At 65.1% G+C, this 12,872-nt stretch carries 10 protein-coding genes; 6 read left to right on the forward strand and 4 right to left on the reverse strand.

Annotated elements, in window-relative coordinates; translation table 11 throughout:
- Positions 1-4: 4 nt before the first annotated feature.
- From ACCAA_RS07505 to queF, 4 genes are all read right to left on the reverse strand, one after another.
- Positions 5-592: a TetR/AcrR family transcriptional regulator gene (locus ACCAA_RS07505; RefSeq protein WP_186406616.1), complete on the reverse strand. Its 588-nt coding sequence runs from the start codon at positions 590-592 to the stop codon at positions 5-7.
- A gap of 5 nt (positions 593-597) precedes the next feature.
- Positions 598-2,631, reverse strand: a complete 2,034-nt coding sequence (locus ACCAA_RS07510; protein ID WP_186406617.1) for an FAD-dependent oxidoreductase — start codon at positions 2,629-2,631, stop codon at positions 598-600.
- Between the two features lie 114 nt (positions 2,632-2,745).
- Positions 2,746-3,483 carry an SAM hydrolase/SAM-dependent halogenase family protein gene (locus ACCAA_RS07515; RefSeq protein WP_186406650.1) on the reverse strand — a complete coding sequence of 246 codons (738 nt, stop codon included), beginning with the start codon at positions 3,481-3,483 and terminating at the stop codon, positions 2,746-2,748.
- Positions 3,484-3,487: 4 nt separating this feature from the next.
- Positions 3,488-3,916: a preQ(1) synthase gene (gene queF / locus ACCAA_RS07520; protein WP_186406618.1), complete on the reverse strand. Its 429-nt coding sequence runs from the start codon at positions 3,914-3,916 to the stop codon at positions 3,488-3,490.
- Positions 3,917-4,113: 197 nt separating this feature from the next.
- Between queF and smc the strand changes: the two genes are divergently transcribed.
- From smc to def, 6 genes are all read left to right on the forward strand, one after another.
- Complete coding sequence (gene smc, locus ACCAA_RS07525; protein WP_186406619.1) at positions 4,114-7,644, forward strand: chromosome segregation protein SMC; 3,531 nt, start codon at positions 4,114-4,116, stop codon at positions 7,642-7,644.
- An 8-nt stretch (positions 7,645-7,652) separates the two neighbouring features.
- Entirely contained in the window at positions 7,653-8,900 is a 1,248-nt protein-coding gene (locus tag ACCAA_RS07530; protein WP_186406620.1) for a cell division protein ZipA C-terminal FtsZ-binding domain-containing protein, read from the forward strand.
- A gap of 20 nt (positions 8,901-8,920) precedes the next feature.
- On the forward strand, positions 8,921-10,948 hold the full coding sequence (gene ligA, locus ACCAA_RS07535) for an NAD-dependent DNA ligase LigA (protein WP_186406621.1): 2,028 nt from the start codon (positions 8,921-8,923) through the stop codon (positions 10,946-10,948).
- 70 nt (positions 10,949-11,018) lie between these two features.
- Positions 11,019-11,567 carry a hypoxanthine-guanine phosphoribosyltransferase gene (locus ACCAA_RS07540; protein WP_186406622.1) on the forward strand — a complete coding sequence of 183 codons (549 nt, stop codon included), beginning with the start codon at positions 11,019-11,021 and terminating at the stop codon, positions 11,565-11,567.
- Between the two features lies 1 nt (position 11,568).
- Positions 11,569-12,312 carry an S-methyl-5'-thioinosine phosphorylase gene (locus ACCAA_RS07545; RefSeq protein WP_186406623.1) on the forward strand — a complete coding sequence of 248 codons (744 nt, stop codon included), beginning with the start codon at positions 11,569-11,571 and terminating at the stop codon, positions 12,310-12,312.
- Positions 12,305-12,838 (forward strand): peptide deformylase, encoded by a 534-nt coding sequence (def, locus tag ACCAA_RS07550; RefSeq protein ID WP_186406624.1) that lies wholly within the window; start codon positions 12,305-12,307, stop codon positions 12,836-12,838. Before ACCAA_RS07545 ends, def begins: the two co-directional genes overlap by 8 nt.
- Positions 12,839-12,872 lie beyond the last annotated feature (34 nt).

Genomic DNA, 12,872 nt, shown 5'->3' on the forward strand with positions numbered 1-12,872 from the left:
CCTCTCAGGCCAGCAACAACTCGGTCGCTGCGTCGGCGATCTCGTCGAGCGACAGTCCGCCGTCGGGCCGGTACCACTGACTGCTCCAGTTCAACATGCCGAAAAGAAACAGTCGCAGCGGTCTGGCCGAGCTGCGCAGCCTGCCGCTGATAGCCAACTCGTCTAGGGTGCTCTGCCACGCTCGCTGGTAGCGGTCGGCGACGGCGGCGATCTCGGCCCTGCCGGCAGTGTCGAGCGAACGCGTTTCGAAGAGCAGCATCGGTGCCTGGCAGTCGCCCTCGAGCAGGTTGCCGAGGTGCGTGCGGATCATGACCCGCAAGCGTTGCTCCGGGTCGGCGATGCCCTCGATGGCCGCCTGCAGCCGTCGGTAGCCGGTCTCGAGACCTTCGATCATGGCCGCCTTGAGCAGATCCTGCTTGCTGCGGAAGTGGTAGAAAGGGCTGCCCGAGCGCATGCCGACCGCTTCGGCAATGTCGCGCGTGGTGGTGGCGCCGAAGCCCTTCTCGACGAACAGGCGTGCTGCCGCGCGCAGCAGGTCTTCGCGGCGGCTGGTCTCGATCGGCGCTCCCTGGCGTTTGCGGCCGGCCGGCATGGCGCTCAGAGCGTCGCCGCGAGGCGAGTGCCCTGATCGATGGCTCGCTTGGCGTCGAGTTCGTTGGCCACGTCGGCGCCGCCGATCAAGGAGAGTGGCACGTTGGCGGCGCGCAAACCGTCTTCGAGTTCGCGACGAGGTTCCTGCCCGGCACAGATGATCACGTGATCGACCGGCAGGCATTGCGGCTGGCCATCGACGATGATGTGCAGGCCGGCGTCGTCGACACGGTCGTAAGTCACCGCGGAGAGCATCTGTACACCGCGCTTCTTGAGCAGCGTGCGGCGAATCCAGCCGGTGGTCTTGGCCAGTCCGTCGCCGACCTTGGCCGCCTTGCGCTGCAGCAGCCAGACCTGGCGTCGTGAGACCTCACGGGTTGGCGCCTTGAGGCCACCGCGATTGGCGTATTCCGGGTCGATACCCCACTCGCCCTGAAAGCGCTCCAGCTCATCCTGGTCATCTCCGGCGTCGTCTACGTGCGTCAGGAACTCGGCGACGTCGAAGCCGATGCCGCCGGCGCCAATGATCGCCACACGCTCGCCGGCGACCCGGTAGCCTTCAATCAGGTCGGCGTACGAAATCACCTTCTCGTGCTCGATGCCCGCAATTTCCGGTCGGCGGGGAACGATACCGGTGGCCAGGACGACGTGGTCGAAACCGGCTGCTGCCAGTTCAGACGCTTCACAACGTCGGCCGAGTTCGAGATAGACACCCTCCTGCTGCAGGCGGCGGGCGAAGTAGCGCAGCGTTTCGCTGAATTCTTCCTTGCCGGGAATCCGGCGGGCAAGGTTGAACTGGCCACCGATTTCCGGCGCGGCGTCGAACAGCGTCACCTGATGCCCGCGTTCAGCCGCGGTCAGCGCGCAAGCCATTCCCGCCGGCCCGGCGCCAACCACGGCGATGTTGCGCGGTGCCGCGGCCTTCTCGATCAGCAGTTCGGTTTCGCGGCAGGCGCGCGGGTTGACCAGGCAGTAGGTCAGCCGGCCTGCGAAGATCTCGTCGAGACAGGCCTGATTACAGGCGATGCAGGTGTTGATCTCGTCGGCCCTTCCCGCGGCGGCCTTGGCGACGAAAGCTGCGTCGGCGAGGAAGGGGCGTGCCATCGAGACCATGTCGGCGCAGCCGGACGCGATCACCTGTTCGGCGACTTCGGGCGCGTTGATGCGGTTGGTGGTGATCAGCGGGATGCCGACCTGGCCCATCAGGCGCTTGGTCACCCAGACGAAAGCTGCCCGCGGCACCATCGTGGCGATCGTCGGGATGCGTGCCTCATGCCAGCCGATGCCGGTATTGATGATCGTTGCCCCGGCCTCCTCGATGGCCTTGGCCAGGGTGACGATTTCATCCCAGGTGCTGCCGCCGTCAACGAGATCGAGCATCGACAGCCGGAAAATGATGATGAAGTGGGGCCCGGTTGCCGCACGTATCCGGCGAACTGCCTCGACTGCGAAGCGGCTGCGGTTCTCGAAACTGCCCCCCCAGCCGTCGGCGCGGAAATTGGTCTGCTGCGCGACGAACTCGTTGATCAGATAACCTTCCGAACCCATCACCTCGACGCCGTCATAGCCGGCGAACTGGGCGAGGCGCGCGCAGCGCGCGTAGTCGTCGAGCGTGCGCTCAATGTCTTCCTCGCTGAGTTCGCGCGGGCGGATCGGCGAAATCGGCGCCTGTACCGCGGATGGCGCTACCGCGCCGCGATGGTAGGCGTAACGGCCGGTGTGCAGGATCTGCAGGGCGATCTTGCCGCCGGCCTGGTGGACGGCTTCGGTGACCTGCCGGTGCTTCTCGGCCTGCGCTTCATTCTCTAGTGTCGCCGCACCGGGCATCACCACGCCGTCCTGGTTGGGAGCGATGCCGCCAGTGACGATCAGCCCGACGCCGCCACGCGCACGTTCGGCGTAGAAAGTGGCGAGACGGGCAAAGCCTTGTGGCGCTTCTTCGAGGCCGGTGTGCATCGAACCCATCAGAACGCGATTCTTCAGCGTCGTAAAACCGAGATCGAGTGGGGCGAGCAAGTGTGGGTAAGGGCTTTGGCGCATTCTGATGGTCTCCTGATACGGGTTGGGCGTGAGGATCGCTGATCGACAATTAAGCAAGCAAGCGCTTGGTCAATTATCACGCATCGGCAGCGGAGTTGCAATACAGCGACTGCTTCAGGCGTCCAGCGCCACCGGCGAGCCTACGGCAAGGAGCAGGACCGACGCCGCGCTGCCGCGATTGACGGCGATTTCGACGAGTCCCACGCTGTTCTCGTACCAGAACGTCTGACCAGGCGGCACCTCGCTGAACACGCGCGCCGGGGGAATGCGCCTCGCGCCCACGACGAGTGCTACCTCTCGTGAAATGTTGCTGGCCCGCATCCCGGTCATGGCATTGCCATAATGGTCGAGGTAGATGACCTCTGACAGATCGTCCGCCGACAAGGTATGTTCCAGGCCGTCGCATTCCTCGATTGCTCCCGCCGGCCATTTCCCCGCGGCGATGCGGGCGGCGATGGGGGCGAACAAATCGCGCCCGTGGAACGATGCCGACAGTCCATCGGGTTGCCAGGTGATTCGCCAGGTACGCAACACCTGCGCACGCGCCGCGACCACACCCAGCAGGCCATTGTCCGGCCCGACGTAGAATTTGCCGTCGGCCTCCAGAACCACTGCAGCGAGATCGCTGCCCACGCCCGGGTCCACCACCGCGAGAAAAACGGTGCTGCGATCGAAACTCGTCGCCAGGGCCGCCAGCAGGTGAGCGCCGGCCCGCGGATCGAAGTTCGGCACGGCATGCAGCAGGTCGATGATCGGGACATCACGCCCACGCCTTCCGTGGCGCAGCAACGCCGCCTTCATCTGGCCGACATAGGGATCGTCGATGCCGAAATCAGTGTAGAGGACTATTATCCGATCAGCCCCTGGTCGGCGATTGGCCGGCACGGTCGGCGAGGTCAGCCATGGCGACCGCCGGCGCCGGCGTCCAGCCCTTCTTGCGATGTTCGGCGACCACCGTCGTGAAGATTCCGCCGCGCACGTAGAACCTGGCCGTCAGCTTCATGTAGCGGGGTCTGGTGGCGCTCACCAGGTCGTCGAGAATCCGGTTGGTGACCGCTTCGTGAAAGCAGCCGACGTTGCGGAAAGACCAGATGTAGAGCTTCAGGCTTTTCAGCTCGATACAGGTCTTTTCGGCGATGTAATCGAGCCACAGCGTCGCAAAGTCCGGCTGGCCCGTCTTCGGGCACAAGCAGGTGAATTCAGGGATCTCCATGTGGATCTGAAAATCCCGCTGCGGTGCCGGGTTGGGGAAGGTTTCAAGGTTTTTGGCCGGCGTTGTGCTCATGGTTGTGGCGAGTGCTTTTCCTGTGGGAAACGAATTGGGCAGGCAGAATGCTATCATAGACGCCGTTTTTTGCGCTTCGTCGGATTGTTCGCCTGCTGCCCCCCGGCTCGCCGTGGCGTGTGGCCGCCGATCGAGGCAATGCCTTTACCGATTCATCTTCTGGCGCGCTTGCGCGGGCCGCGCTCCAGTTCTCGTTCATGCGCCTGACCAAACTGAAACTCGCCGGCTTCAAATCTTTCGTTGATCCAACGACCGTCGCCTTGCCCGGTCAACTCGTCGGCGTCGTCGGTCCCAATGGTTGCGGCAAGTCCAACGTGATGGACGCCGTGCGCTGGGTGCTCGGCGAGTCAAAGGCCTCGGAGTTGCGCGGCGAATCGATGCAGGATGTGATCTTCAACGGTTCGGCGAGTCGCAAGCCGGTGTCGCGGGCCGCTGTCGAACTGGTCTTCGACAACGCGCTCGGTCGCCTCAGCGGTCAGTGGTCGCAGTATGCTGAACTGTCGGTCAAGCGACTGCTCACGCGTAGCGGCCAGTCGGAGTATTACATCAACAACCTGCACGTTCGCCGCAAGGATGTCACCGACCTTTTTCTCGGCACCGGCCTCGGTCCGCGTGCTTACGCGATCATCGGCCAGGGTACCATTTCGCGGATCATCGAGGCCAAGCCCGACGAGTTGCGCGTCTTTCTCGAAGAGGCGGCCGGCGTCAGTCGGTACAAGGAGCGGCGCAAGGAAACCGAGAACCGGCTGCGCGACACGCGCGACAACCTGGCACGCGTCGAAGACATCCGCCTTGAACTCGGCGCACAGATGGAACGTCTCGAAAGCCAGGCCAGCGTCGCTCGTCAGTATCGCGAGTACAGCGACGATCTGACGCGCCGACAACACTTGCTCTGGCTGCTGCGGCGCAACGAGGCGCAGGTCGAGCGCGACCGACTGGCGCGCGAGGTCGAGCAGGCGGTGACCGATCTTGAAGCGCGGAACGCGGCCCTCCGTGATCTCGAGGCGCGTATCGAAGAGGCACGTGAAGCGCATTTTGCCGGCAGCGACGGCGTGCACGCGGCACAGAGCGGTCTGTTCGCGGCCAACGCCGAAGTGGCGCGGCTGGAAGCCGAGATTCGCCACCGGCGTGAGTCGCAGCGCGAGTACGAGACGCGCCTGGCCCGGTTGACCGACGATAGTGCCCACTGGCAAGCGCAGGCAGAGAAGCTGGCCAGCGACGACGAGCGCTGGCAGGGGCTGCTGGCGCTGGCCGACGAACGGTTCGAGCAGGGTCGATTACGGCTGGAGGCGCGCCAGGAGCGTTTGCCGCTGGGCGAGGAAAATCATGCCGCAGCGCTCGATGCGCTCAGTCGCCGGCGTGCCGAGATGGCACAGGCCGAACGGCGGCTGCACGTCGAACAAGCGAATCGCGGCCACGCGCAACGGTCGCTGCAGGCGCTCGCCAGTCGGCGGGAGCGCCTGCTGCTCGAGCGCCAGTCAATGCCGCTCCCCGATGACACCGAGTTGACCGACAGACAGGAGGATCTGGCCGTTTTGCGCGAGCGCATCGGCGTTGCGCTGGACAGCCAGCAGGGAGCGCAGCAGGAGTTGCCGCGCCTGGAACAGCGCCGCCGTGAGGTGCTGGCCGAAGTGCAGCATGCGCAGAGGGAGCGCGCCGAGGCCAATGCTCGCCGCATGGCCCTTGAACAACTCCAGCAACGCCTGCAGAGCAACGGCAAGCTCGACGACTGGCTGCGCCGGAATCGATTGCAGCACGGCGAACCGCTCTGGAAGTCGCTGCATGTCGAAGCGGGTTGGGAGGATGCGCTCGAAGCCGTTCTGCGCGAGCGACTCGGTGCGCTGCTGGCCGATGCGGCAGACCCGGCGTGGAGCAAGGATAGGCCGGGGAGCAGGCTGACCTTGCTGCTGCCCGCAGCAGGTGTGGCAGGCACGCCGGCCGCGCCGCGTAGCGCGGTGGGCACCGCAGTCGACGACCTGCTGCTGGCGCGCGTGCGCTGCGACCGTGCCGATTTGGCCGCCATACTCGCCGATTGGCTCGCTGAGGTGTTGACCGCTCCCGATCTGGCGACCGCTCTGGCACGCCGCCCCGGCTTGTCGGCGAGCGCCTGTTGTGTGACTCCTGGTGGCGATATCGTCAGTCGGCAGAGCGTGACCCTCTTCGCTCCCGACAGCGGCGGGCATGGACTGCTCGAGCGACAGCGCGAGATTGACGCGCTGGCCGGGCTGATGGCCAGCCGCGACGAGGCGGTGGAACTGGCGCAGACAGGGTTGGCTGAAACCGAGCAGCACCTGCGCGACGCCCAGCAGACCTTGCAGGAGTCGCGCCAGCAACTGGGCGTGCTGCAGGACCGGGCGCACGCGATCCAGGTCGAAACGCTCAAGCTCGCGCAGGTCCGCGAACGCTTCCGCGAGCGCCAGGCGCAAATCGACGACAGCCTGGCCGAGATGGCGGCTGAAGAAGAAAGTGAGAGCGAACGCCTGTTCATCGTCGACGAGGCGATCGACCTGCTGCGCGAGCAGATCGGCGACTTGCAGGCGGTGATGAACGGTGCGCGGGCGCTGCTCGAACAGACCGAGCGCGCGCTGCGCGACGAGCGTGAGCGGGTCGCCAGCGCTGAAAGGGAGTTGCGCGAAGCCGAGTTCGCGCAGCGCGAGTGCCGCAGCAAGCTGCAGGAACTGGGCAGCGGCCGCGCGTTGGCGGCGCAGCAAGGCGAACGCATCGCCGACGAACTGGCGCGCTGCACGGAGAGCGCCACAGCCCTGCAAGCCGATGATATCGAACCGAAGTTGCAGGCCGCGCTCGACCATCGGGTGGCTCGCGAACACGCGCTGGCGCACGCTCGCGATGTGCTGGAAGCGGCGGCGAATGGCCTGCGCGCATTGGACGAGCAGCGTCTACGGGTCGAGCAGAGCCTTGACCCACTGCGCGACCGGATCGGCGAACTCAAACTGAAGGAACAGGCAGCCAGCCTCAATTGCGAGCAGTTCGCGAGCCAACTGAGCGCCGCCAATGCCGACGAGCAGGCTCTGGCGGCGGACCTCGTCGGCGCCAGAGCAGGCCCGTTGCAGAGTGCGATTACCGCGCTGCAGCGGTCGATCGACGCCCTCGGTGCGGTCAACCTGGCCGCCCTCGACGAACTCGAGGCGGCGCGCGAGCGCAAGGGCTACCTCGACGCGCAGTCGGCAGATCTGACCCAGGCGATGGAAACGCTGGAGAATGCGATTCGACGCATCGACCGCGAAACAAGGGATCTTCTGCAGACCACGTACGATTCGGTCAACCGCAGCTTTGGCGAGCTGTTTCCGACCCTCTTTGGCGGTGGCGAGGCCAGGCTGATCATGACCGGCGACGAAATCCTCGACGCCGGCTTGCAGGTGATGGCGCAACCGCCGGGCAAGAAAAACTCGACGATTCATCTGCTTTCCGGCGGCGAAAAGGCGTTGACGGCGATAGCGCTGGTATTCTCGATGTTTCAGCTCAACCCGGCGCCTTTCTGTCTGCTTGACGAAGTCGATGCACCGCTTGACGATACCAATACCGAGCGTTTCTGTGCCATGGTACGGCGTATGTCGACCCAGACGCAGTTTCTGTTCATCAGCCACAACAAGATCACGATGGAGATGGCGCAACAACTCGTCGGAGTGACCATGCAGGAATCCGGCGTCTCGCGCATTGTTGAAGTCGATATGGAAGAAGCGCTGCGCTTGCGCGAGCAACTCGTTTAGGAATAGAGATGACCGACTTGCAAATGGGTCTGATAGGCCTGGGTGGCACCGCCGTTATTGGCGTCCTGGCGTACAACAAATGGCAGGAGCACAAGCATCGCAAACTGGCCGAGCAGCTCTTGAACGGGCGCCAGACAGACGTCCTGCTCGATGAGCCAAGGTCGGAAGAGACGGCGGACGAGCGTGCCGACAGCGACGCCCGCGTAGCGGCAACCGCCCGCTCAGGCGACGACCGAGTGGAACCCCTGCTGCGGCAGGAGCCGGTGTTCGCTGCGCCCGCCGCGGATCGCCTGGCGCGCACCGAGGAGAGCGCCGTTGCCAGCCCCCCGGCTTTTCTGTCGTCATCCGATGCGGTCGCGCCGCGGCGTTCTGCGCCGGCGGAGTCCGTGCGGCCGGCCGACGGCAGGACTGATGCCAGGGAGATAGCGGCGACGCTCTACCGGCTGTCGCCGCTGATCGACTACATTGCCGCCATTGAGGTGTCGGAGCCGGCGGCGGCCTACCGTATCCACGACCTGCAGCGAGTTGCTCTGGAGCGGGTCGGGAAGCCACTGAACTGGATCGGCTACAACGAAACTTCTCGCGAGTGGGAAGCGATCCTCGAGGACAGTGACAACGCCTACCAGCACATCCGCGTCGGGCTGCAGCTCGTCGACCGCAAAGGGCCCGTCCGAGACGGTGATCTGTCGGTTTTCCACGTCGCGATCAACGACCTGGCGACCGAATTGATGGGCGTCGCCGAGTTGCCGTTGCGTGACCCGGCCTTGCAGGCAGCGGCTCAGCTTGATGAGTTCTGTGCCGGTGTTGACATCCAGATCGGCGTCAACGTGATCAGCCAGGGACAGGTCTTTCCTGGCACCAAGCTGCGCGCCCTGGCCGAATCGGCGGGAATGGTCATCGACGCCGACGGGCGCTTCGCCCGCTGCGATGACGACGGCAATGTGCTGTACGTGCTGATCAATCAGGAAACCCAAGGCTTTTCGGCCGAGTCGATGCGCACGATGAGCACGCATGGCATGACTTTCCTGCTCGACGTGCCGCGCGTGGCCAATGGCGACCGAGTGTTGACCCAGATGGTCGACTTGGCGAGGCGTTTTGCCGATGCCTTGAACGGCGCGCTGGTCGACGATAACCGGCGCCCGTTGTCCGAGCGGGCCATCGAGCCGATCCGCCGGCAGGTCGTGCAATACCAGACGGCAATGGCCCATCGCCAGTTGCCGTCTGGCGGGCCTCTGGCCCAGCGTCTGTTCTCCTGAACACGGCAGAAGACCGCGAAGTGAACACCAGCGAGCGCGTCCGCTCCTTGCGGACCGAGATAGAGAAGCACAGTTACCAGTACTACGTGCTCGATGCGCCGCTGATCCCGGATGCGGATTACGATCACCTGTTCCGCGAGTTGCAGGCCCTGGAAGCCGAACACCCCGAACTGCTGAGCGGCGATTCGCCGACGCAGAGAGTGGGCGCGGCACCGCTGCCGGAGTTCGGATCGGTAACCCATGCCCTGCCGATGTTGTCGCTGAACAACGCTTTTTCCGACCAGGAGGTCGCGGCCTTCGATCGCCGCGTACGCGAGGGACTGGCAGCCGAAGGAGAGGTCGATTATGCGGCCGAACCCAAGTTCGACGGTCTGGCCGTCAGCCTGAGCTACGCAATGGGCGTCCTGGTTCGCGGCGCGACGCGCGGTGACGGCACTACGGGCGAGGACGTTACGGCCAATCTGCGCACGCTGCGCAGCATTCCCTTGCGCCTCATGGGCAGTGACTGGCCGCCGCTGCTTGAAGTTCGCGGTGAGGTACTGCTCTGGCGTCGTGACTTCGAGCGCCTTAACGAGCGCCAGCGCGGGCAGGGAGACAAGGAGTTCGTCAACCCGCGCAATGCCGCCGCCGGCAGTTTGCGCCAGCTCGATCCGCGCGTCACGGCGCGGCGTCCGCTGCGCTTCTTTGCTTACGGCGTCGGCTTCGAGCCCGGTGCAGGGCTGCCGGCCACTCACTCGGGCTGGCTTGAGCGGCTCGCCGGCTGGGGATTTCCGGTTGCCGGCGAGCGCCGCCGGGTGACCGGCCTGGCCGGTCTGCTCGGCTACCACGAGGAAATGAGCCACCGTCGCGCGCAGCTCGCCTATGACATTGATGGCGTGGTCTACAAGGTGGACGATCTCGCCGCCCAGGAGCGCCTCGGTTTCGTTTCGCGCGCTCCGCGTTTTGCCCTTGCCCACAAATTCCCGGCCGAGGAAGCGATGACCGAGCTGCTCGAGATCTCGATCCAGGTTGGTCGCACCGGTGCCCTGACGCCAGTGGCGCGGCTGGCACCCGTTTTCGTCGGCGGCGTTACGGTGACCAATGCCACGCTGCACAACGAAGACGAGATCCGGCGCAAGGACGTGCGCATCGGCGATACGGTCGTCGTTCGTCGTGCCGGCGACGTGATTCCGGAAATCGTCCGCATCCTGCCTGAAAAGCGTCCTCTGTCGGCACGCGAGTTCATCTTGCCGAAAGCGTGTCCGGTGTGCGGCTCGAACGTCGTGCGCAGCAGTGACGAAGCGGTAGCGCGCTGCAGCGGTGGCCTTTACTGCCCGGCGCAACGCAAGCAGGCGCTGCTGCACTTCGCTTCGCGCCGGGCGCTGGATATTGAAGGGCTCGGCGACAAGCTCGTCGACCAGTTGGTGGATAGCGCCATCGTGCGCACGCCGGCCGACCTCTATCGGCTGGGCTTGCTGGCGCTTGCCGGCCTCGAACGGATGGCCGAGAAGTCGGCGAGCAATTTGCTCGCGGCCATCGAGAAAAGCAAGCAGACGACGCTGGCGCGCTTCATTTACGCGCTCGGGATGCGTAACGTCGGTGAGGCGACGGCCAGGGATCTGGCACGCCATTTTGGCCGCCTCGACCGCCTGCTGGCTGCCGATGAAGCGCAGTTGATTCAGGTTCCCGATGTCGGCCCGATCGTCGCGCAAAGCATTCGCCAGTTCTGCAACGAGTCGCACAATGTGGAAGCCATCGAGCAACTGCGTGCCGCCGGGGTGGTGTGGAGCGAAGGCGAGCCGCTGGCGGTGATCGGCAGGGCTGTGGCCGGCAAGGTCTTCGTGTTGACCGGAACGCTGCCGTCGCTGACGCGCGAGGCAGCCAAACAGATGGTCGAAGCGGCGGGTGGCAAGGTCAGCGGGTCGGTTTCGAAGAAGACCGATTTCGTCGTCGCCGGTGCCGACGCCGGCAGCAAGCTCGATCGAGCCCGGTTGCTGGGCGTGCAGATCATCGACGAAGGTCGGCTGCTGGCCTTGCTGAACGCGACCGGCGAGGGAGCGGTGCCATGAGCCGGCGCACCACCGTCGGGCGGAGCGACGCCGCGCATGTCCATGAACAGCCGGTGTCGCGAGGGGGTGCATGATCGATCCGCAGCAGGCGATGGCCATCCTCGCTTCAGCCGAGATGATTCACTCGGCCGACGCGGTTTCTGCGGCGGTCAGCCGCGTCGCGCGTGAGATCAACGAAAGGTTTCGCGACAGCAATCCGCTACTGCTGTGCGTGATGAACGGCGGCGTGCCTTTCGCCGGCCACCTGATGACGCAGCTCTCGTTTCCGCTTGACTTCGACCATGTGCATGTCGGCCGTTACGGACAGGCGACCAGCGGCGGCGAACTGTGCTGGCGCAGCGAGCCGTCGGTGTCGGTCAGCGGGCGAACGGTGCTGGTGGTCGACGATATCCTCGATGAGGGGCTGACGCTGGCTGCGATTCGTGATCGCTTGCTGCAACTGGGTGCCGACGCCTGCTACACAGTGGTGTTGACCGACAAGATGAACGGCCGGGAGAAGCCGATTCAAGCCGATTTCGTCGCGTTGACCGTTCCCGATCGTTTCCTTTTCGGTTACGGCATGGACGTTGGCGGCGCCTGGCGCAATTTACCGGCGATCTACGCCATGCGGGAGGATTGACATGCTGGCCATCATCGGTGGCAGCGGGCTGACCGAGTTCGCCAGCCTTGAGGTTTCACAACGCAAGCGGGTCAGCACGCCCTACGGCGAGCCGTCCGCAGCGCTCACTTTCGGCCGGATCGGCGGCCGACCGGTCGTTTTTCTCGCGCGCCATGGCGACCCACACGGCATCCCGCCGCATCAGGTGAATTACCGGGCCAACCTCTGGGCTCTGGCTGAGTGTGCGCCGGTCGGTATCGTTTCTGTGGCCGCGGTCGGCGGCATTCGTTCGGGCTTGAAGCCTGGCGATCTGGTCATCCCGCACCAGATCATCGACTATACCTGGGGTCGCGAATCGACCTACCACGAATGGCCGGACAGCCCGGTCAGGCACGTCGACTTCAGCGAACCCTTCGATCCTTGTCTGCGCCAGAGTCTCATCGACGCGGCAGAAGCCACCGGCGCCGCCGTCAGCGCCTCCGCAGTCTACGCAGCCACACAGGGGCCGCGGCTCGAAACGGCGGCCGAGATCGACCGGTTGGAGCGCGATGGCGCCGCCGTCGTCGGCATGACCGGCATGCCCGAGGCGGTATTGGCGCGTGAACTGGCCATCGCCTATGCCGCGATCAACGTTGTCGCCAACTACGCGGCCGGGCGAGGCGACAGTCGGCAGGGAATCAGCCTTGAAGCGATTCACGGCGTCCTCGATGCCTCGATGCACCGGGTGCGCGCGATCATCGAAAGGATGCTGTCGGCCAATGATTAGACCAGTCCTCAGGATGGGCGACCCGCGCCTGTGGCAAAAGGCCAGACCCGTCGAGCAATTCGCCACGCCGGAGCTTTACTCGCTGATCGCCGACATGGAAGAAACGATGCGCCACCTGGACGGCGCGGGCTTGGCCGCGCCGCAGATCGGGGTCGATCTGCGGGTGGTGATCTTTGGCGTTGACTGCAACGCACGCTACCCGGATGCCGAGCAGGTGCCGTGGACGGTATTGATCAATCCACTGCTCAAGCCGCTCTCGTCGGACATCGAAGAGGGTTGGGAAGGCTGCCTGTCGGTGCCGGGTCTGCGCGGCTGGGTAGCGCGCTGCAGCCGCTTGCGCTACTCCGGCTTCGACGCCTTCGGTCGGCCGATCGACCGCTCGGTCGACGGCTTCCACGCGCGCGTCGTGCAACACGAATGTGACCACCTTGACGGCATTCTGTATCCGATGCGCATCCGGGATCTGACCCGCTTTGGCTTTGTCGAGGAACTTTTTCCCGGCGGTGGTGCGGGGGCTGCCGAGTGAGCAGCGGTGCACGAGAGCTGTCCGTCCTTTCTGC

Source organism: Candidatus Accumulibacter aalborgensis (assembly GCF_900089955.1).
Lineage (GTDB): Bacteria > Pseudomonadota > Gammaproteobacteria > Burkholderiales > Rhodocyclaceae > Accumulibacter > Accumulibacter aalborgensis.

Bases quoted from the DNA above. Each gene is read 5' to 3' on its own strand.
- ACCAA_RS07505 (WP_186406616.1), bottom strand. From the start codon at position 592: ATGCCGGCCGGCCGCAAACGCCAGGGAGCGCCGATCGAGACCAGCCGC.
- ACCAA_RS07510 (WP_186406617.1), bottom strand. From the start codon at position 2,631: ATGCGCCAAAGCCCTTACCCACACTTGCTCGCCCCACTCGATCTCGGT.
- queF (WP_186406618.1), bottom strand. From the start codon at position 3,916: ATGAGCACAACGCCGGCCAAAAACCTTGAAACCTTCCCCAACCCGGCA.
- smc (WP_186406619.1), top strand. From the start codon at position 4,114: ATGCGCCTGACCAAACTGAAACTCGCCGGCTTCAAATCTTTCGTTGAT.
- ACCAA_RS07530 (WP_186406620.1), top strand. From the start codon at position 7,653: ATGACCGACTTGCAAATGGGTCTGATAGGCCTGGGTGGCACCGCCGTT.
- ACCAA_RS07540 (WP_186406622.1), top strand. From the start codon at position 11,019: ATGATCGATCCGCAGCAGGCGATGGCCATCCTCGCTTCAGCCGAGATG.
- ACCAA_RS07545 (WP_186406623.1), top strand. From the start codon at position 11,569: ATGCTGGCCATCATCGGTGGCAGCGGGCTGACCGAGTTCGCCAGCCTT.
- def (WP_186406624.1), top strand. From the start codon at position 12,305: ATGATTAGACCAGTCCTCAGGATGGGCGACCCGCGCCTGTGGCAAAAG.